Genomic DNA, 19,782 nt, shown 5'->3' on the forward strand with positions numbered 1-19,782 from the left:
TTCTATGCCACCTACGCCAAACCAGAAGAAAACCGCCTACCGCGCCGCCCTCCTGCACAGCATCGCCGACCCTGCGCAAGTGGGTATCGAAGACTCCTATGAGTACTTTGCTGATGGCCTGCTATTGGTTGAGAACGGTCATATCGTCGCCATCGGCCATGCCGCCGATCTGGTGGGCGGCCTGGAAGTCGACGTCGAGCTGATCGAATATCCCGACGCCCTGATCACCCCCGGCTTTATCGATACCCATATCCATCTGCCCCAGACCGGCATGATCGGTGCCTATGGCGAGCAGTTGCTGGACTGGCTCAATACCTACACTTTCCCCTGCGAAAAACAGTTCGCCGACCCGGCCCATGCCGCCGAAGTGGCGGATATTTTCGTCAAGGAACTGCTGCGCAACGGCACCACCACCGCGCTGGTATTCGGCAGCGTGCACAAGGAATCGGTGGAAGCGTTCTTTCAGGTCGCGCAGAAGCTCGACCTGAGGATGATCGCGGGCAAGGTGATGATGGATCGCAACGCCCCGCAGGACCTTATCGACACGGCTGAATCAGGCTATGCCGACAGCAAGGCGCTGATCGAACGCTGGCACGGAAAGGGTCGCCTGCACTACGCCGTTACGCCACGCTTCGCGCCGACCAGTACGCCTGCGCAACTGGCGCTGGCCGGGCAACTGCTGGGTGAGTATCCCGATCTGTATATGCAGACCCATATCAGCGAGAACCTGCAGGAAGTCGAATGGGTCAAGGCGCTGTTTCCCGAGCGCAGCGGCTACCTGGACGTGTATGACCACTTCAAGCTGCTGGGCGAACGCTCGGTGTTCGCCCATGGCGTACACCTGTGTGATGCCGAATGCGCGCGCCTGGGCGAGACCGGCTCGGCCATCGCCTTCTGCCCGACCTCGAACCTGTTCCTCGGCAGCGGCCTGTTCAACCTGCCCATGTCCGAGCGGCACAAGGTCAATGTCGGCCTCGGCACCGATGTTGGTGGCGGTACCAGCTTCTCGATCCTGCAGACCCTGAACGAAGCCTACAAAGTGATGCAACTGCAGGGTGCCAGGCTCAACCCGTTCAAATCCTTGTACCTGGCGACCCTCGGTGGCGCCCGGGCGCTGCGCCTGGACGACCGTATCGGCAGCCTGCGACCGGGCAACGAAGCGGACTTCGTGGTGCTGGACTATCACGCCACGCCGCTGCTGTCCTATCGCCTGAAACAGGCCAGGGACATTGCCGAAATCCTGTTTGTGCTGATGACCCTGGGGGATGACCGGACGGTGAGCCAGACGTATTCGGCGGGGCGACTCGTGCACAGCAGGGATTAGAGCGGTTTTGGTGGGGTGGCAAATTGTGGGAGCGAATTCATTCGCGAATGCGGTATTTCAGACCATGCTAATGCGCAGGATGGACTGGCCTCTTCGCGAATGAATTCGCTCCCACAGCATTCGCTTCCCTAGAATTGGTTCCCACATGACTTCAGGCCGAACGCGGCTTTTTCTTGGCCAACATCAAATGCGAAAACACCGCATGCAAATCATCCGAGGCGCTGTCGTCGTCGAGGTTGAGCTTGCTGTCGATATGGTCCATGTGATGCATCATCAACTCCACCGCCTTCTTCGCATCGCGGGCTTCGATGGCGTCGATCAACTGCGCATGCTCATCCCAGGAGCAATGAGTGCGGTTGCCGGTTTCGTATTGGGCAATGATCAGGGACGTCTGCGATACCAGGCTACGCTGGAAGCTGATCAGTGGCGCATTGCGCGCCGCGACCGCCAGTTGCAGGTGGAACTCGCCTGACAGACGAATACCCGCGCCCCGGTCGCCCTGAGAGAAGCTGTCGCGTTCATCGCTGACCATCTGCCGCAGCTGCGTCAATTGTTCCGCAGTGGCGTGCTGCACTGCCAGCTCGGTAATGGCTTTCTCCACCATGCGCCGGGCGAAAAACACCTGGCGCGCCTCCTCGACACTGGGGCTGGCAACCACCGCGCCGCGATTGGGCCGCAACAACACCACACCCTCATGACCCAGGCGTGACAGGGCGCGGCGAATGATGGTGCGGCTGACACCGAAAATCTCGCCCAGGGCCTCCTCGCTCAACTTGGTACCCGGAGCCAGACGCTGCTCAAGAATCGCCTCGAAAACATAGGTGTAGACCATATCGTCCTGGGTACCGCTGCGCACGATCCTGGTCGAACGCGGCTGTTTTTTGAGAGGAGTCGACGATTCGTTCATGGGCACTCGGAGAGATAGAGTCAGGCAATTGCAGCCAGAAGACCGGCCACATTGTATCGAAACATTGTACACAGACGTAGCGACAGAACATCGCGACAGTGTTGATCCACCGCCGCGTTGCACAGGCTTTGGTCAGCCGTTGATGTTATTGGCCAGGCGCATGATGAAGATCTGCGTACCGCCCAGCTCCAGCTCGTTGACATTGATGCCGCCGACCAGCAACACCAACTTGCCGTTGCCATGGGCTTGGCGCAAAGCCACTACGACGGGATCATTGGGCTCTCCCAGAATGGATGAGGCCAGCCATGGATCGAGAAACTGATCGTGAGCTATTACCTCGCCAGGCGGTGACTCAACGATCGAATGCCGACTCTGGCGAAGGTTGAGCAGATAGACCTCTTCCTGCCCCCGGCGACGAAACACTATGAAACTGCGTTGCCGCCAGAGCAATTTCTGGCCGAGCACTTCATAGCCATTGAGGTTCAGTACCCGCGCCATCAGGGCCCTCAGGGTTCTCAAGCCGTGGGTACCGGGATCAACGGTCAAATCATAGAGATGCGCGGCAATCATCGGATCGCGAGCGGAAAAGTCCAGGCGCTGGAACGGCTCTCGTGCACTCTCCACACCGACCCGCCAGAACTGCGAACCATCGGCATTGCTTACGTGGCGAGCGCCGCTGAGCATCAGCAACGGATCATTGAGGGTCGGTAACGGAGCCTGGCCGCCATGTTCCCAGGCCTTGAGCGTGGCGTTCATCACCAACAAACGGTTCGCCGTCACCTGCGACGAACCGGGCTGGGACAACTGGTACAGTTTCTCTGCCAGGACCCGCTGCGAGAAGCGGGTAAAGCCAGGGCGACTCGCTTCGATCATGTTTTCAATCGGCTGGTTGAACAGTATCCCCACCATCCGCCATTGCGCCGGCCCCTGATCAAAATTGACCAACCTCGGCTGGTCGAAGATGTTGCGGTGCAGCATCTCGCTCAACTGTGTAAAGGTGCCACAAGGTGTCTGCCGATTGTGAATCAGGGCATGCATTCCCTTTTCGCCAGCGTCCCTGGGCATTATTGCGAAATACTTGCTGTCGACACGCACGGCATCCAGATCCGGCGCACGGTTATAGCGGAAAATCGGTGGGGTAAAGCTGATCTGGTCCAATACGCTCGCTTCGGTGGATGGCAAGGCCCAGCCCTGCCAATTGTCGAAGCCTGTCGGCAGGCGCAAAGGTCCGGTAACCGGCTGTTCAGGACCTGAACGGGTTTCGCTTTGCCCGGCTTCAGCGGGGCTGCGCCGGGTCCCGCCGGGTGACGATGTCGACGGTCCCGCCTCGCTGACGGCCGGGCGTCGATAGCGCTCGGCCCAGGACGGTGTGGTCCGGTGCGACTGATAGAACCATGCGACATCCAGTTCCATGCGCAACTGCTCATGCCCGGGAAAATCAAACTGATCGAGCAGCCTGCGGGCATCCTGCCGCGACGTGCCGCTTTGGCTGATCAAGACCTCGGCAATCCATGAACGCACCCCACCTTTAAGACCGACGTCGGTGTGATAGACCCATTGCCCATCGACCATTCTTACCGGCGGCTCGTAGCCCTGGGTAGCGGTTTTCTTCAGGCGCAGAGTCTGCTCGCCGGGGCGTCGATAGACCTCACTGGCCTTGTCCTGTCGATAGATGAACCACTTGCCATCCTTGCTCCAGACCCCGCTATCTCGACCACCCAGGGGTACAGCACCGGCCCGGGACAGATCGATTTCATAGCCGGCAAACGGCTTGATCACATAAGGCTTGCGCGAGGCCGACGGCAGCGCGCCCAACAGCCGGGCCGCCTGCCTGACGCGGGTCGCCTGACGGGCCGTGCGGGCCAGTGCAGCGACGCCAGCCAGTCCGGGAACCACCGATAGCAGTACATCAGCCACGCTCAGCAAGGTGCTGCCGGCCATCAATACAGCCTCCCCGACCTCACCGCCCCGCAAAGCGTCAGCCGAAGCATGGCCATCGTCCCAGCCGTCCTTGATGCTGAATATCACGCCCAGACCCGGCAGGAATGCCAACCCTGCCTTGAGGAACATCAGGTAGATCCGGCTGCGCTGGCGCTCGCGCTCAAGGCCAAGCTCCTGGTTGGTACGCCCCTGCAGGCGAGTCTGCTGATAGTGCAGCCACTCACGGAAATTGAACTGATGCTCCCGGGGCAGTAGATCCACGGCCGGTACGAAGGCGATAAATCCGGCAAATTTTCGGCGCAGGGCTTCGTTGATGTATTGCTCGTGACGCTCTCGATCAACCGCGTCGTCCACTCGCGACGCCAGCCAGGCAATCCGCGACGGCACGCGCAACAGGCTTTGAATCAGATACTCGCGGGCTTCGTCGAGGCTATTGGCCTCGATCAGGCAATTGCCATCCGGCACGCCGGGCAGGTAGACCAGCACCTTGCTGCTGCCTGGGTGGCGGATGGCACACAGCCCTTGCAGCGTCGTCTCACTACGCTCGCCACTGAGCGCCTGCCCCGGCTTGAAAACCAGCCAATCGGTAAAGATCCCGGCGCGATTGAGTTCACTGACTGATCGCGCGCGCGCTGCTTGCTGCAACAGGTTGTAACCGGCGTCCGTCAGCAGGCGACGGTGGCGGGCAGTGAAACCGTTGAGGATGATTTCCAGCTCGAAAGGCTTGAGTTTCATTTCTGCGTGGGCGGCCGTCCTGCTCGAGCGCGCTCCGAACACCTCTTGCAGCAAGCGACGGTAGTTTTGCGTGACGTCCAGAGCGGGAATGATGCCGCGCAGATAGGCTCCGCTGATGACGTGTAATCCGGGCATCTGCGGTGCCGGCGGGTAGCTGATTCTGGCAAAGGACCACAGTGCCTGGGTCGCCACATCGTCCGGATCAAGGTTGTAGCAGGCCAGTTGCGCCAGGCTCTGCGTCACCCAGGTGTTGGACGGTTGCCAGAAACTGAACGGGCGCGGAGTCTCGGGGGCGATATCGATATCGTGACGCACCTCCTTGGGCAACTCGATGATCAGCTGTGCGGGATCCAGCTCCAGCTTCAGGTCCTGCCTGATCCGCCTGGCCACGCATTGCCCGGCAAAATCCTCGTATGCAGGCAGCACCTGCTGCAAATGGGTTTCCAGCAGCACGGCGGCAGCACGATATTCCTTGAGCATGTCGACGTACTCGACACGGACATCGTTCGGCGCCTTGATCAACCAGTCGGGCAGAGTTGCCGCCAACTCCATCGTACGCTGCTGTTCGGCGATATGGTCGATGGCCTGGTCGCGTACTTCGTTGAGCGGCACCGCCAGGTTGTCGGCCATGTCGCGATACAGGCGGATCAGGGTGTCGTCCCGGCTGTCGATCTCAGGGTAAAAGCGCTCCCCGGACTGGCCGGCCTGAAAGGAAGCTTCCAGTTGCCTGACCTGCGCCTGCACGCCATGGCCGAGCGGGCGGCCGGTAATGGCGCGTGTGAGCAACTGCACCTTGCCGCTCATCGCCCGCATCCTCACGGGCGGCGAGACGTGGCGCCATAGCGGCGTTTCCAGGCCACTGCACAGGGTCAGGCTCACGCGCTCCTTGAGGACTTGCAGCGACTCGAACTTGTGCAGGCCGCCACCGCTGCCGGGAACATACAACAGCGCAGGGTCTTCGATGGCCGGCGTGCTGGCGGCTTGCGCCGTGGTGACAATCAGCACCCCGCTCAATTCGATGGGCAGGTCGCTATCGGCGATGCACAGGTCCAGATAGACCGTATCAGCCCGCTGCTCGACGTTAGCCACCATCTCCAGCGCCTGCTTGAGTCGTTGCAGGTCGGCATTGTCCAGCCGCCCCTCAAAGACCTGCAACTGCGCTTCGGCCAGCAGCCCCTGCTGACGCAACCTGATCAGCGAAGCCTGGTGCTTGAGCAGAAAATCGCTTTCCAGAGGCGTCACACGCTCATGAAAAGTATCGGTGATGGCCTGTGCCGCTGCAGCAGCGGCCTTGAGCTTGCCGTCCCAAAGCTGGTAGCCCGCCAGTCGGGTAACGTGTTCACACTCCTGGCCGACCCAGGCCAGGATGCGCCGCTCAAGGTCAGCGATGTTTTCCTGCAGCAGGCTTTGGGGGAACGCCGGAGACAGACTGCCCAGAGTCAGCAGATCATTAAGGGTTGTTTGTGAATCGTCCATCGGGTGCAGCTCCATTGATTCAGATGGCTGGAGCTTCCCGAAAGAGCTGTGGGAAAAGGGACTAACTATGTACAGCGGCCACTTTTTTTACTGCCCATAAAAAAGCCTGCAGTGTGGGCAGGCAAGAGTAGCAGCGGGGCCTGGCGCGACAGCTCAACTGCCGCGATAGGTCGAATAGCTGTAGGGCGAGACTAGCAGTGGAACATGGTAATGCTCCTGATCGGCGTCAATGCCGAAGCGCAGCGTCACCACGTCGAGGAAAGCCGGATCGAGCAGGTCGACACCGCGCCCGCGGTAGTAATCACCGACATGAAAGTGCAACTGGTAGACCCCGGAGCACCAGGCCTCGCCTTGCAGCAGGGGGGTATCGCAGCGGCCATCGCTATTAGTCAGGATGCTGGCAAGCAGTTCCAGCTGAGTGCCCGCGACCCGGTACAGTTCGACAGTTATATTGCTGCCCGGACGACCGTAGGCCGAGTCCAGTACGTGTGTGGTCAATCGTCCCATGGCGTATCAACGCTCCTGTGGCGGTGGAAGATAGTGAGGTCACGCACCTTGAAGGTGCAGGAAAACCGCAAAGATGCACGAGTAAGCCATTTAATGGAAAAACTGTACACAATAAATCCCGTAACCCTCCTGGCATGAAACCCCGAACGACCAACAAACCCGCGATCAACGGCACATTCAGGAAAGCATTAGAGTTTTTAGCGTTAACCTGACCGACTGGGCAAGTTTATTGCATGACCTTTGACCATGGCGTTTTCATCCATGGGCTTACGAACTGCAACAAACATTGTATACAATTTGCGGCAATGCCCGCCGCCACCCGCCTTGCAAGGACAATTGTAGTGAGCACCGACTACCCACGCGACCTGATCGGTTACAGCAGTAACCCGCCCCATCCACACTGGCCGGGCAATGCCCGTATTGCGTTGTCGTTCGTGCTCAATTACGAAGAAGGCGGCGAGCGCAATATCCTCCACGGCGACAAGGAATCCGAAGCTTTCCTGTCCGAGATGGTCGCCGCCCAACCGTTGCAGGGCGCTCGCAACATGAGCATGGAATCGCTCTACGAATACGGCAGCCGCGCCGGAGTCTGGCGCATCCTCAAGCTGTTCAAGGCGTTCGACATTCCCCTGACCATCTTCGCCGTGGCCATGGCCGCCCAGCGTCACCCGGACGTGATCCGCGCGATGGTTGCCCAGGGCCACGAGATCTGCAGCCACGGCTATCGCTGGATCGACTATCAGTACATGGATGAGGCTCAGGAGCGCGCGCATATGCTCGAAGCCATCCGCATCCTCACCGAGATCAGCGGCGAACGGCCACTGGGTTGGTACACCGGCCGCACCGGACCCAACACCCGGCGCCTGGTGATGGAGGAAGGCGGATTTCTCTACGACTGCGATACCTATGACGACGACCTGCCCTACTGGGAACCGAACAACCCTACCGGCAAGCCTCATCTGGTGATCCCCTACACGCTGGACACCAACGACATGCGCTTTACCCAGGTGCAGGGCTTCAATAACGGCGAGCAATTTTTCCACTACCTCAAGGACGCCTTCGACGTGCTCTACGAAGAAGGCCGCGAAGCGCCGAAGATGCTTTCCATCGGCCTGCACTGTCGCCTGATCGGCCGCCCGGCACGCCTGGCCGCTCTCAAGCGTTTCATCGAATATGCCAAAGGCCACGAACAGGTGTGGTTCGCCCGCCGCGTCGATATCGCCCGGCACTGGCACAGCGAGCATCCTTACCAGGCAACGGAGGCCGGGCAATGAGCGGTTTGCCCACGCCATCGAACCGCGAGGAGTTTGTTCGCGCCCTCGCCGATATCTACGAGCATTCGCCCTGGGTTGCGGCAACCACCTGGGACCGCTACCACGATACCCCGCTGGACACCGTGGAGGCCCTGCATGGACGGATGAGCGAGGTATTGCTCAGCGCTGATCATGAGGCGCAACTGGCCCTGATCAATGCCCACCCGGACCTGGCCGGCAAGGCCGCCGTGCAAGGCCGGTTGACCGCCGCCAGTACCGGTGAACAGGCTGGCGCGGGCATCCATGAGTGCACCCCGGAAGAATTCCAGCGCTTCACCGAACTCAACGACGCCTACAAGGCAAAATTCGGCTTTCCGTTCATCATGGCGGTCAAGGGCAGCAACCGGCATCAGATCCTCGCCGCCTTCGAAACGCGCATTCATCACGAAGCCGCCACCGAGTTCGCCTGCGCCCTGGCTGAAATCAACAAGATCGCGCTATTTCGCCTGCAAGCCCTGTAGGCTCACCCGATAGCGTCCCCGTCATCACAAGGCAGACCCAAGAATGAAAGTTTACGCAGCACCGTTCGAAAAGTTCGTCAATCTGGCCGATGCCCGCCTCGGCACCAAAATCCTCTCCGTCACCGACGACTGGTTTGCCGATGCCAACCGTCTGTTCCAGCCGACCCCGGCGGTCTGGAAGGAAGGCGTGTTTGATGACAACGGCAAATGGATGGACGGCTGGGAATCGCGGCGCAAGCGTTTCGAAGGGTTTGACACCGCCGTGATCCGCCTGGGCGTGCCGGGCACGATCAAGGGTGTGGACATCGACACCTCGTATTTCACCGGCAACTTCCCGCCATCGGCCTCCCTGGAAGCCTGCTTCCTGGCCTCGGGTGAGCCGGACGAAAATACCCGGTGGGTTGAAGTGCTGCCCGCGGTCGAACTGCAAGGCAACAGCCACCACTATCACGCCATCGACGACAGCCAGGCCTACAGCCACCTGCGTTTCAATATCTATCCGGACGGCGGCGTAGCGCGCCTGCGTGTGTACGGCGTGCCATACCGTGACTGGTCAGCAGTGAGCGCCAATGAGCAGATCGATCTGGTCAGCGCCCTCAACGGCGGTCGTTCCCTGGCTTGCTCCGATGAGCACTACGGCAGCATGAGTAATATCCTCAACCCCGGCCGTGGCGTGAACATGGGCGACGGCTGGGAAACTGCGCGCCGCCGCACGCCTGGCAATGATTGGGTGATCATCGCCCTGGGCCATGCCGGAGAAGTGGAGAAAGTCATCGTCGACACCCTGCACTTCAAGGGCAACTACCCGGACAGCTGCTCGATCCAGGCGGCGTTCGTCAAAGGCGGCACCGACAGCCAGATCGAAACCCAGAGCCTGTTCTGGCGCGAACTGCTGCCCAGCCAGAAACTGAGCATGCACGCCGAGCACGAGTTCGCCGAGCAGATCAAGGCACTGGGCCCGATCACCCATATCCGCCTGAATGTGTTTCCCGATGGTGGCGTAAGCCGCCTGCGCGTTCTGGGCAAGGTTTCAAAATAAAAAAGCTTTTTCTGTGGGACCGGCCTCAGCCGGGAAGGCAATATGGCAGGCGATAGAAGTGTATCGATCATACCGATACCTTCCCGGCTAAAGCCGGTCCCACAGTTGTGTATGTTTCCAAATACGATCTCAGAAAACAGAAGACCCCGCATGCGCACATTGATTATCGAGCCGTTGACCAAAGAAGCCTTTGCCCCGTTCGGTGATGTCATCGAAACCGAAGGCAGCGACCACTTCATGATCAACAACGGCTCGACCCAGCGCTTCCATCGCCTGGCCGAGGTGCAGACCGCACAGCCGGACGACAAGGCGATCATCAGCATCTTCCGCGCCGAGGCCCTGGAAATGCCGCTGACCGTGCGCATGCTCGAGCGCCACCCGCAGGGCAGCCAGGCCTTTATGCCGCTGCTCGGCAACCCTTTTCTGATCGTGGTCGCGCCACTTGGCGATGCGCCTGACTCAGAGTTGACCCGCGCCTTCATCAGCAATGGCAGGCAGGGTGTTAATTACCATCGCGGCGTCTGGCACCACCCGGTGCTGACGATCGAAAAGCGGGATGACTTCCTGGTGGTTGATCGCAGTGGCAGTGGCAATAACTGCGATGAGCATTTCTTCGAAGAGGACCAGATGCTGGTTCTTGATCCCCACTTTTAAAAAAGGGCCTGTACACCCGCAAATGGGGGCAGGCGAACGGTAATGACTGTGCAAGCACATCTGATGGAATGGCTGAACCTGAGCGTGCGCTGGGTTCATATGATCGTGGGCGTGGCCTGGATCGGCGCCTCGTTCTATTTCGTCTGGCTGGAGAACAACCTCAACCGGGTCAACCCTCGCGACGGTCTGTCCGGAGACCTGTGGGCAATCCACGGTGGCGGCATCTATCACCTGGAAAAATACAAGCTGGCACCGCCGACCATGCCGGAGAACCTGCACTGGTTCAAATGGGAGGCGTACTCCACCTGGCTGTCCGGGGTGGCGCTGCTCTGCGTGGTGTTCTACGTCAACCCGACCCTCTACCTGCTGGCCCCTGGCAGCAGCCTGAGCGGCGCCGAAGGCGTGTATATCGGCCTTGGCTCGCTGATCGTTGGCTGGTTCGTCTACAGCTTCCTGTGCGACTCGGCCCTGGGCAAGTACCCGGCCCTGCTCGGCCTGATCCTGTTCATCCTGCTGGTGGCCGCCGCCTGCGGCTACAGCCAGATCTTCAGCGGACGTGGCGCCTACCTGCATGTCGGCGCAGTGATCGGCACCATCATGGTCGGCAACGTGTTCCGCATCATCATGCCCGCCCAGCGCGCCCTGGTCGCGGCCATCGCCGAGAACCGCACGCCGGACCCGGCTCTCCCGGCCAAGGGCCTGCTGCGTTCGCGGCACAACAACTACTTCACCCTGCCGGTGCTGTTCATCATGATCAGCAACCACTTTCCGAGTACCTACGGCAGCCCCTATAACTGGCTGATCCTCGCGGGTATCGCAGTACTGGCGGTGCTGGTACGGCATTACTTCAATACCCGCCATAACAGCCACAAGTTCGCCTGGACCCTGCCGGTCGCAGCGCTGGGCATGCTCTGCCTGGCCTATGTCACCGGCCCTGCCCCCCTGCCCTCGGCAACAACGACAGGCCCGGCGAAGATCGACTATCAGCCGCTGCCCGCCACGGCCATCGGCGGCCATCGGGCTGATGAAGTGAAACCGACCGTGGCGCCTGAACCTGTAGTCGTGGCCAAGGCGCCCGAGGTGGACTTCGAAAAAGTCCATCAAGTCATTCAGCAACGCTGCGCCGTCTGCCACTCGGCCAAGCCGACCAGTTCATTGTTCAGCAGCGCCCCGGCCGGGATCATGTTCGACACCCCGCAACAGATCCAGCAACTGGCGCCACGCATCCAGGCCCAGGCCGTTACCGCGCAGATCATGCCGCTGGGCAATATCACCCAGATGACCCAGCAGGAACGGGACATGCTCGGGGCGTGGATCGATGCCGGGGCGAAGATCAACTAAGGCCCATGCAAAGGATTTGAATCAACGCATTTTTTTGGCCATGAGCTTTTGTGGGGGCAGACTGTGTGGGAGCGAATTCATTCGCGAAGAGGCCGGTGAAGTCGACACATCTTTATAGATCGAAACACCGCTTTCGCGAATGAATTCGCTCCCACAGAAATCACTGCCAGCCAGGGCCGGAAATCTTGCTGACCGGTCAGACCACTAATAAATCCCGGAAACCTCGACGGGAATCACCCTGAAAACTACTAAATCGGCTGGTTTTCTAGCAGGCGAGTGCTTTTTTCGTCTTTTTTTCAGGGGATTGGCGCAGCTCTTGCTATCACCTTAAAGCTGACCATTCAGACAGTATTTTTAATCAGGGAAAAGACGCCGCAACAGAGCGTCCCCCCTCAACCAAAACTTAGACCCAAGGGAGCAATCGATGAACCGTCTTCTTTCCAGCGCGATTCTGGCCACCAGTCTGTTGGCCGCCGGGCCAACCATGGCAGAGGACTTGCTGCAATGGCAGAGCAACAGCCTGACCTACCTGAACGGCAAGGATTTCGCCGTCAACCCGGAAATCCAGCAGACTTTCACCTTCGAACACGCTGACAGCTGGAAGTACGGTGATAACTTCCTGTTCATCGACAAGATCTTCTACAACGGCAAGCGCGACCCCGGTGTCGGCACCAATACCTACTACGGCGAGTTCTCCCCACGCCTGTCCATGGGCAAGATCTTTGGTCAGAAATTCCAGTTCGGCCCGATCACCGATGTGCTGCTGGCGGCCACCTATGAGTTTGGCGAAGGTGATGTCGAGTCGTACCTGATCGGCCCCGGCTTCGACCTCAACGTCCCCGGCTTCGACTACTTCCAGCTCAACTTCTATAAGCGCTACACCGAAGGCCCGCGCGCTGGCGACAACGCCTGGCAGATCACTCCGGTATGGTCCTACACCATCCCCGTGGGCAAGTCCGACGTGCTGATTGACGGGTTCATGGACTGGGTAGTCGACAACGACGTCAACTCCCATGGCAGCTATCACTCCAACCTGCACTTCAACCCACAGATCAAATACGACCTGGGCAAGGCGATGAACTACCCGGAGAAAAAGCTCTACGTCGGTATTGAGTACGATTACTGGAGCAACAAGTACGGTATTGAAAACAGTCGTAACTTCGACACCAATCAAAATACCGCGAGCCTGTTGGTGAAAGTGTTTTTCTAATACTTGCAGCACCACAGTTTCAAGACAAAAACATTACAGTCTTGAGCCAATACGGCTATTAATTGTCAATTTGCCGGGCACACTCGTGCCCGGCCTTACAGATGTGAAAAGCTTTTCACATCCCTTTCACCGGACATTGACTTGTTGCCTCATAAACTCCGGCCCAGAGCGTTAACCCCTCTCTTGCCGGAACTGTTCGACCATGGAAACCCTTCTCAGCCGAATCGTATTGAACGGGCGCAGCGGCTACAGCACTCTGCGGCCTTATCGAAACATTTTTTTCATCGTATTCGGCCTGATCGTCGCGGCGTCCTTGAGCGCCTATGCCTTTTCCCCTGCCTCTGCCCCCGATCTGGCCCAGCGCAACAACTTCCAGAAATCCGATATCAATGGCCTTTGGGCTCGCGGCGAACTGGTGGTGCTGATGCGCCATGTCGAGCGTTGCGATCACTCCACCAATCCCTGCATGGCCGAGCCCGAGGGTATTACCCGCAAAGGCCAGGACATGGCGACCGAGCTGAACAAGTCCATGAAGACCATGGGCCTGAGCAACGCTGATATTTTCAGCAGCCCGCTGCTGCGCACCACCCAGACCTCGCATTTTGTCTTCGATCGTCCGGTGGTCAATCAGGACTGGTTGATCAATTGCCGCAAGACCATGCTTCAGGACGTACTGGCACATAAGGTCGATCAACGTAACTTGATTCTGGTCACCCACAGCGAATGTATCGACCAACTGGAAAAGTCGCTGAAGATTCCAAGGACCATGATGAATTACGGCGCGTCGTTGATCGTATCCATCGATCCCACCAGCCATCAACCAAAGATTCTCGGTTTTATGGACGCACCTGGCTGGAAAACCGTGCTGGCGAAAACGCCTTGAATAAATTTTGTTTATATCGCGGGAGCTTGATGATTTGAACCGGTCTGACGTGCGTTTCTATCTGATTAAGTTCGGTATACCCCTGTTATTGGCGCTGCTGGTTTTCGCCGTGTTCGATCTGGCCCAGTTAGATACCACTATCAGCAACTGGCTTTATAACCCGGCCGATCACACGTTTCCTTTCGAACATAACCGGTTGTTCGAAAACATCACTCATCGCTGGGCGCGCATCATTCCCAACTGGGTAGGCGAACTGGCCATTGTTGGCGCGATGCTGTCGCTGGTCCCGCTGGTGCTCAAACTCGAACGCACTCCGGTCCGTATCGCCCGGCCGATGCAATGGCTGACCCGGCATCGGCTGGACTTCTTCTTTGTGGTCGTCGCCTTTGCCATTGCCACCGGGGTGATTCATTACCTGAAAAGTCACACCAGCATCTATTGCCCGGTGGAAACGACCTTGTACGGTGGTGATATGCCGCGCAAGGAGTGGTACGAAAACTTCAACCTGCTGCATGAGGCCGGCGCAGGCCGTTGCTGGCCGGGCGGTCATGCGTCCGGCGGTTTCACCCTCGTGGCGCTTTACTTCGTTGCCCTGCGTTATCGCTGGCGCCATGCCAGTGTGCTGTTCTGGGCCTCGATGATCCTCGGCTGCATCTATGGCACCACGCGGGTCGTACAGGGCTGGCACTTCATGTCCCACACCTTCTGGGCCGGGATCTTCGTCTGGCTGTCGACGCTGCTGACCGCCATGGCCTTTTACGGCCGCGCGCTGCAGGGGCGCTCAGCAAAGGTAGAAAGCGACAGCCCGGCTCTCAACCCTGCTGCTTGATCACCTCAACCGCAGCCTTGCGCCCACGGCGCAGGGCAATCGGCGCCATCTTCTCACGGTCCAACTGGCCTTCCCAGGAAGCGACCACCAACGCCGCGACGGCGTTGCCGATGATATTGGTCAATGAACGACATTCGGCCATAAAGCGGTCCACTCCCAGAATCAGCACCATCGCCGCCACTGGCACTGTCGGCACCACCGCCAGGCTCGCCGCCAACGCAACGAAACCAGCCCCCACCACCGCCCCCGCGCCTTTTGACGTGAGCATGGCCACGGCCAGCAGGGTCAATTGCTGCTCCAGGCTCAAGTCAATATTGGTCGCCTGGGCCAGGAACAGCACCGCCAGGGTCATGTAGATATTGGTACCGTCCAGATTAAAGGTGTAGCCGGTGGGCACGACGATGCCGACCACACCCTTCGAGCACCCGAGGCTTTCCAGTTTCTGCATCAGCTGCGGCAGAGCCGACTCCGATGAACTGGTGCCCAGTACGATCATCAGCTCGGACTTTATGTAACCCATCAGACGAAAAATGCTGAAGCCGGTATAGCGCGCGATGCTGCCCAGGACACAGGCGACGAACAGGAAGGCAGTCAGGTAGAAGGTGCCAATCAACTTGAGCAATGGCAGCAGCGAGGCCAACCCGTATTTGCCCACGGTAAAAGCAATGGCACCGAAGGCCCCGATGGGCGCAACACAGCTGATCATGCCAACGATACGGAAGAACACCTCACTGGCCTGACCGACCACCGCCACCAGTGGCCGGCCCTTCTCGCCGACCATGACCAGGCCGATCCCGAACATCACCGACACCAGCAACACCGGCAGAATCTCACCCTTGGCAAAGGCATCGAAGAAGGTCGCCGGAATGGCGTGCAACAGAAAGCCCGAGACTCCTTCGCCATGGGCTGCGTCGCTGACAAAACCGGCGATGGCCTTGGCGTCCAGCGTATTGACGTCGACATTGAAGCCCGCCCCCGGATGCAGCGCGTGGGCCGCCAGCAGCCCCAGTACCAGGGCAATCGAGGAGACCACCTCGAAGTACAGCAACGCCTTGCCACCCACCCGGCCGACCTGTTTGACGTCGTGCATGCTGGTGATGCCGCTGACCACGGTACAGAAAATGATCGGGCCGATGATCATCTTGATCAGCTTGATGAATCCGTCACCCAGGGGTTTGAGATGGATGCCGATGGCGGGCCAGTAGTTGCCGATCAGCACGCCCAGGATAATCGCGACGATCACCTGAAAATACAAAGTGCCCAGCAGTTTTCGAATTGTCATTTTTATTATCTCGGGTGTGTGGGGCTGCATGGCAGCGGGCAAAGCTTCGCCGTCGCGCATGATCGTACTCATGCGCGCGGGCTTTTTTTTAGCATCAGGTCATTCGGTGACGGGCCGTCAGGTCAGGAACGGCAACACCTGGGCCAGCAGTTCCTCGGGGACTTCTTCGGCCAGGTAATGGCCGCCGGACAGGGCCTGCCCTCTTACATCACTGGCAATCTGCTGCCACTCCTTGAGCGGATCGAAGCAGCGCCCGACGATCCCCTGGGCGCCCCAGAGCACCATCAACGGCATGTGCAGATGACGTTTAGCCTCGATATCAATGCGGTCGTGTTCAAGGTCGATACTGGCGGCGGCACGGTAATCCTCGCAGACGCCCCGCGCCGCGCCCGGCAGGCTCAGACAGCGCACGTATTCGCTGAACGCCTCATCGGTGAAAGGCGAAAGCCCGGCGCTGCGGCTGCCCATGACGCTGCGCAGATACTGCTCGGGATTGCCTTCGATCAGGCTTTCCGGCAGCGGCGCCGGGCGGATCAGGAAGAACCAGTGCCAGTAGGCACGGGCAAAGGCTTCGTCGGTCTGGCTGTACATGGCCAGGGTCGGGGCGATATCCAGCAGGACCATGCGCGTCACCTGTTGCGGGTGGTCCAGGGCCAGACGGTGGGCGACACGGGCGCCACGGTCATGGGCCAGCACCGAAAACGTCTCGAAACCCAACGAACGCATCAGCTCGACGCCATCACGGCCCATCTCGCGCTTGGAATAATTGGCGTGGGCCTCGTCGGCCTCGGGCTTGCCGCTGTCGCCGTAACCGCGCAGGTCGGCGGCGACCACGGTGAAATGCTCCGCCAGTTGCGCGGCGACCTTGTGCCAGATCACGTGGGTCTGCGGGTGGCCGTGCAGCAACAACAGGCCCGGCCCCGAGCCGCCCATGCGATAGGCGATATCGACGCCATTGACGTGGCGCTGGTCTTTCTGGAATCCGGCGAACATGGAAATGACTCCCTTGGAATTGTCACTACATGCTAGTTCTCTGGGGTTTCCCCACAAGGCGCAAAACGTGGCGGCCCCGTTCATGAAGTGTGTTGTGAATTGGTATAGGCAAAACCCGTTTGATTGGATATCCAATTAGCCGCGGCGCAAGACTAAGGTAGCCCCATCGAAATTCACTGCCTTACGGAGCACCTTCCCATGAACAAACGTCTCGCCTGGACCTCTGCCGCACCGCAAGCCTACAAAGCCATGGCCGCCCTGGAAGCCGCCCTCGGCCAGACCGGCCTGGAAAACTCGCTACTGGAACTGGTGCGCCTGCGCGCCTCCCAGCTCAATGGCTGCGCCTACTGCGTGAACATGCACGCCAACGATGCCCGCAAGGCTGGCGAAACCGAGGCGCGCCTGCAAACCCTGAGCGTCTGGAGAGAGACGTCTTTCTTCACCCCGCGTGAACAAGCTGCCATGGCCTGGACCGAAAGCATGACCCGACTGACCAGCCATCAGCCGCACCAGGCGGAGTACGAAAACCTGCTGGAGCATTTCAGCGAGGCCGAAGTGGTCAACCTGACCCTGGCCATCGCCACCATCAATGCCTGGAACCGTTTCGGCGTCGGCTTCGCCATGGCGCCGACCGCCTGAGTCGATCAGCCGGCTGAATGCCATGCATCAGAACTTTTGCTTGGAACAACGACGTCGATCCGCGCAAGATTGGCGTTCACTTTCCCGCATAAGGTTTTGCAAGCATGACAAGCGGCGTTCTCAAACTGGCAGCTTTTTCCGATGGCGATCAAGGCGGTAATCCGGCGGGTGTCTGGATTGGCGACAGCCTGCCCCAGGCCACTGAAATGCAGCGTATCGCCGCCGAAGTCGGCTTCTCGGAAACCGCCTTCGCCATGCCCGTCGAAGGCGGCTGGCGCGTGCGCTACTTTGCGCCAGAAGCCGAAGTGCCATTCTGCGGCCATGCCACTATCGCCCTCGGCGCGGCACTGGCTGGCCTGCACGGTGATGGCGAGTATCAACTGACCCTCAACCACGCGCAGATCAGCGTCGAAGGCCATGCCCAGGGCGAATTGATCAGCGCCGCCCTGCAATCCCCGCCGACCTCCAGTAAACCGGTCGACCCGGCGGCACTGGAAAAAGGCCTGGCGCTGTTCGGTTACAGCCATGACGATCTCGATCCGGCCATTCCACCGGCGCTGATCAATGGCGGTATCCAGCACCTGGTCATCGCCCTCAACAGCCGGGAAAAACTCAAGGCCATGCGCTACGACCAACAGGCCGGGCAACAGCTGATGACCGCCGAGAACTGGGGCACCGTGCTGCTGATCTTCGCCGAGAACCCGCAGCGCTTCCACAGCCGCAACCCGTTCGCCTACGGCGGCGTTTACGAAGACCCGGCCACTGGCGCGGCTACCGCAGCCTTCGCCGGCTATCTGCGTGACCTGGGCTGGCCCCATGGTGGCGTGATCGACATCGTTCAGGGCGAAGACATGGGCAGCCGTTCGCTGCTGCGGGCAGAAATCAAGGATGAGCCGGGCAGCTCGATTCGGGTGTCGGGGATGGCGCGCACACTGGCGTGATGATCGGTTGAATTGGAATGACCGCTTTTGCAGGAGCTGCCCAAGGCTGCGAAAGCGGTGGCCAGACAAAACCCATTCGCAGCCTTCGGCAGCTCCTACAAGGTCGTCAGGTCTTCAGGATCCGCCCACTCGCCGCAACACCGAGCAGCATCACGGCAATCACCATAAAGGCCAGTTCCAGGCTGCTGACATGGGCGACAAAGCCAATCGCCGCCGGGCCCACCAGAATGCCGCCGTAACCCAGAGTGCTGATGGCCGGGACTGCGACGTTTTCCGGCATGCTCTTCTGCCGCCCCACCGCGCTATAGCACACCGGCACGATATTCGAGCAGCCGACACCGACCAGGGCATAACCGAGCAAGGTTGCCTGCCAGGCCGGAACCAGCGTGCTCACGGCCAGGCCAGCCGCCGCACACAGTCCGCCGAGAACAATCACCCGATTGGCGCCGAGACGCTGCACGATCCAGTCGCCGGACAGGCGCCCCAGAGTCATGGTCAAGGCAAACACTGCATAGCCCAACCCGGCGTGGGCAGGCTCAACGCCGCGCAGCGAGGTGAGAAACACCGCGCTCCAGTCCAGCATCGCGCCCTCGGTGAGGAACACGGTGAAGCACAGCAGCCCAATAAACAGCACCACGCCATGGGGAATGGCAAAGGCCGGGCCGTCGCGCTCACTGCCATAGGTCAACAGATGCGGCCAGGCCTTGAGCAGGGCGATCAACAGCCCTGCCGCGACCACCAGCATGGCGATCAACGGCGAAGCACCGAGCACGAGCAGCGCACTGACACCTGCGGCGCCCGCGATCCCGCCGAGGCTGAACAAGCCATGGAAGCCGGACATCATGGTCTTGCCACTGGCCCGCTCGACGATGATTGCCTGGATATTTATCGTGCAATCCAGCGCACCGAGACTGGCGCCGAATACAAACAGCGTGGCAACAAACAGAGGAAGACTGGAGACCAGCGCCAGCAGGGGCAGGCACAGGCAGATCAACAGACTGGAAACCGTCAGCACGCGACGGCAACCAAAACGCGCCGCCAGTGCCCCGGCCAGGGGCATGGCGATGATCGAGCCCAGCCCCAGGCTCAACAGCAGCAAGCCCAGGGTGCCATCATCCAGACCGATCCGGTCCTTGGCGTAAGGCACCAGCGGTGCCCAGGCGGCAACGCCAAAACCGGCAATGAAAAACGCAACCCGCGTGGAAAACTGCTCCGCCCGTCCCGGCAGGACAGGAGCGAGGGTACTGATGGAGGTCATGCCAAATCCTTTGCAAACGCCGGGCGGTTGCAGCCGGCAGATGCGCAAG

The 19,782-nt window shown here is 59.9% G+C and carries 17 protein-coding genes; 11 read left to right on the forward strand and 6 right to left on the reverse strand.

The annotated features are described in order from the left end of the window. Positions 1-4 precede the first annotated feature (4 nt). Positions 5-1,324 carry a guanine deaminase gene (gene guaD / locus ACCD02_RS20600; protein WP_413306074.1) on the forward strand — a complete coding sequence of 440 codons (1,320 nt, stop codon included), beginning with the start codon at positions 5-7 and terminating at the stop codon, positions 1,322-1,324. Between the two features lie 151 nt (positions 1,325-1,475). On the opposite strand, the gene ACCD02_RS20605 is transcribed toward guaD, so the two are convergent. The 3 genes from ACCD02_RS20605 to uraH all read right to left on the reverse strand — a co-directional run bounded on the left by ACCD02_RS20605 (position 1,476) and on the right by uraH (position 6,890). Beyond that, the gene (locus tag ACCD02_RS20605) at positions 1,476-2,231 is read right to left on the reverse strand and encodes a GntR family transcriptional regulator (RefSeq protein ID WP_413305790.1); all 756 of its coding nucleotides are present in this window, start codon (positions 2,229-2,231) and stop codon (positions 1,476-1,478) included. A 132-nt stretch (positions 2,232-2,363) separates the two neighbouring features. Next, positions 2,364-6,383: a dermonecrotic toxin domain-containing protein gene (locus tag ACCD02_RS20610; protein ID WP_413305793.1), complete on the reverse strand. Its 4,020-nt coding sequence runs from the start codon at positions 6,381-6,383 to the stop codon at positions 2,364-2,366. A 153-nt stretch (positions 6,384-6,536) separates the two neighbouring features. Next, positions 6,537-6,890, reverse strand: coding sequence for a hydroxyisourate hydrolase (uraH, locus tag ACCD02_RS20615; protein ID WP_413305795.1), 354 nt, complete (start codon positions 6,888-6,890; stop codon positions 6,537-6,539). A gap of 341 nt (positions 6,891-7,231) precedes the next feature. On the opposite strand from uraH, the gene puuE reads away from it, so the two are divergent. The 8 genes from puuE (at position 7,232) to ACCD02_RS20655 (ending at position 14,620) form a co-directional block, all read left to right on the forward strand. Beyond that, a complete protein-coding gene (gene puuE, locus ACCD02_RS20620; protein WP_413305798.1) occupies positions 7,232-8,164 on the forward strand; it encodes an allantoinase PuuE in 933 nt (310 codons plus the stop codon). Then, positions 8,161-8,664, forward strand: coding sequence for a 2-oxo-4-hydroxy-4-carboxy-5-ureidoimidazoline decarboxylase (uraD, locus tag ACCD02_RS20625; protein WP_413305801.1), 504 nt, complete (start codon positions 8,161-8,163; stop codon positions 8,662-8,664). The genes puuE and uraD overlap by 4 nt, the downstream gene beginning before the upstream one ends. 43 nt (positions 8,665-8,707) lie before the next feature. Next, positions 8,708-9,703 carry an allantoicase gene (alc, locus tag ACCD02_RS20630; protein WP_413305804.1) on the forward strand — a complete coding sequence of 332 codons (996 nt, stop codon included), beginning with the start codon at positions 8,708-8,710 and terminating at the stop codon, positions 9,701-9,703. 150 nt (positions 9,704-9,853) lie between these two features. After that, a complete protein-coding gene (locus tag ACCD02_RS20635; RefSeq protein WP_413305807.1) occupies positions 9,854-10,357 on the forward strand; it encodes an ureidoglycolate lyase in 504 nt (167 codons plus the stop codon). A 48-nt stretch (positions 10,358-10,405) separates the two neighbouring features. Further along, entirely contained in the window at positions 10,406-11,698 is a 1,293-nt protein-coding gene (locus ACCD02_RS20640) for a urate hydroxylase PuuD (protein WP_413306076.1), read from the forward strand. Positions 11,699-12,122: 424 nt separating this feature from the next. Continuing rightward, complete coding sequence (locus ACCD02_RS20645) at positions 12,123-12,908, forward strand: outer membrane protein OmpK (RefSeq protein WP_413305810.1); 786 nt, start codon at positions 12,123-12,125, stop codon at positions 12,906-12,908. Positions 12,909-13,110: 202 nt separating this feature from the next. Next, positions 13,111-13,791 carry a histidine phosphatase family protein gene (locus tag ACCD02_RS20650; protein WP_413305813.1) on the forward strand — a complete coding sequence of 227 codons (681 nt, stop codon included), beginning with the start codon at positions 13,111-13,113 and terminating at the stop codon, positions 13,789-13,791. A gap of 34 nt (positions 13,792-13,825) precedes the next feature. Continuing rightward, complete coding sequence (locus ACCD02_RS20655; RefSeq protein WP_413305815.1) at positions 13,826-14,620, forward strand: phosphatase PAP2 family protein; 795 nt, start codon at positions 13,826-13,828, stop codon at positions 14,618-14,620. On the opposite strand, the gene ACCD02_RS20660 is transcribed toward ACCD02_RS20655, so the two are convergent. Continuing rightward, positions 14,604-15,902, reverse strand: a complete 1,299-nt coding sequence (locus tag ACCD02_RS20660; RefSeq protein ID WP_413305818.1) for a dicarboxylate/amino acid:cation symporter — start codon at positions 15,900-15,902, stop codon at positions 14,604-14,606. The two genes, ACCD02_RS20655 and ACCD02_RS20660, sit on opposite strands and share 17 nt — an antisense overlap. Positions 15,903-16,019: 117 nt before the next feature. Beyond that, positions 16,020-16,895: an alpha/beta fold hydrolase gene (locus ACCD02_RS20665; protein WP_413305820.1), complete on the reverse strand. Its 876-nt coding sequence runs from the start codon at positions 16,893-16,895 to the stop codon at positions 16,020-16,022. A gap of 198 nt (positions 16,896-17,093) precedes the next feature. Here ACCD02_RS20665 and ACCD02_RS20670 point away from each other — a divergent pair, with 198 nt between their 5' ends. Together ACCD02_RS20670 and ACCD02_RS20675 are read left to right on the forward strand one after the other, a co-directional pair. Beyond that, entirely contained in the window at positions 17,094-17,534 is a 441-nt protein-coding gene (locus ACCD02_RS20670; RefSeq protein ID WP_413305823.1) for a carboxymuconolactone decarboxylase family protein, read from the forward strand. A gap of 104 nt (positions 17,535-17,638) precedes the next feature. Next, positions 17,639-18,475 carry a PhzF family phenazine biosynthesis protein gene (locus ACCD02_RS20675; protein ID WP_413305825.1) on the forward strand — a complete coding sequence of 279 codons (837 nt, stop codon included), beginning with the start codon at positions 17,639-17,641 and terminating at the stop codon, positions 18,473-18,475. 106 nt (positions 18,476-18,581) lie between these two features. Here ACCD02_RS20675 and ACCD02_RS20680 read toward each other — a convergent pair whose 3' ends face one another. After that, complete coding sequence (locus ACCD02_RS20680; protein ID WP_413305828.1) at positions 18,582-19,733, reverse strand: MFS transporter; 1,152 nt, start codon at positions 19,731-19,733, stop codon at positions 18,582-18,584. Between the last annotated feature and the right edge of the window lie 49 nt (positions 19,734-19,782).

The sequence above is a fragment of the Pseudomonas sp. Pseusp88 genome, from assembly GCF_047303955.1.
Taxonomy (GTDB): Bacteria; Pseudomonadota; Gammaproteobacteria; order Pseudomonadales; family Pseudomonadaceae; genus Aquipseudomonas.

Bases quoted from the DNA above. Each gene is read 5' to 3' on its own strand.
- guaD (WP_413306074.1), top strand. From the start codon at position 5: ATGCCACCTACGCCAAACCAGAAGAAAACCGCCTACCGCGCCGCCCTC.
- ACCD02_RS20605 (WP_413305790.1), bottom strand. From the start codon at position 2,231: ATGAACGAATCGTCGACTCCTCTCAAAAAACAGCCGCGTTCGACCAGG.
- ACCD02_RS20610 (WP_413305793.1), bottom strand. From the start codon at position 6,383: ATGGACGATTCACAAACAACCCTTAATGATCTGCTGACTCTGGGCAGT.
- uraH (WP_413305795.1), bottom strand. From the start codon at position 6,890: ATGGGACGATTGACCACACACGTACTGGACTCGGCCTACGGTCGTCCG.
- uraD (WP_413305801.1), top strand. From the start codon at position 8,161: ATGAGCGGTTTGCCCACGCCATCGAACCGCGAGGAGTTTGTTCGCGCC.
- alc (WP_413305804.1), top strand. From the start codon at position 8,708: ATGAAAGTTTACGCAGCACCGTTCGAAAAGTTCGTCAATCTGGCCGAT.
- ACCD02_RS20635 (WP_413305807.1), top strand. From the start codon at position 9,854: ATGCGCACATTGATTATCGAGCCGTTGACCAAAGAAGCCTTTGCCCCG.
- ACCD02_RS20645 (WP_413305810.1), top strand. From the start codon at position 12,123: ATGAACCGTCTTCTTTCCAGCGCGATTCTGGCCACCAGTCTGTTGGCC.
- ACCD02_RS20650 (WP_413305813.1), top strand. From the start codon at position 13,111: ATGGAAACCCTTCTCAGCCGAATCGTATTGAACGGGCGCAGCGGCTAC.
- ACCD02_RS20660 (WP_413305818.1), bottom strand. From the start codon at position 15,902: ATGACAATTCGAAAACTGCTGGGCACTTTGTATTTTCAGGTGATCGTC.
- ACCD02_RS20665 (WP_413305820.1), bottom strand. From the start codon at position 16,895: ATGTTCGCCGGATTCCAGAAAGACCAGCGCCACGTCAATGGCGTCGAT.
- ACCD02_RS20670 (WP_413305823.1), top strand. From the start codon at position 17,094: ATGAACAAACGTCTCGCCTGGACCTCTGCCGCACCGCAAGCCTACAAA.
- ACCD02_RS20675 (WP_413305825.1), top strand. From the start codon at position 17,639: ATGACAAGCGGCGTTCTCAAACTGGCAGCTTTTTCCGATGGCGATCAA.
- ACCD02_RS20680 (WP_413305828.1), bottom strand. From the start codon at position 19,733: ATGACCTCCATCAGTACCCTCGCTCCTGTCCTGCCGGGACGGGCGGAG.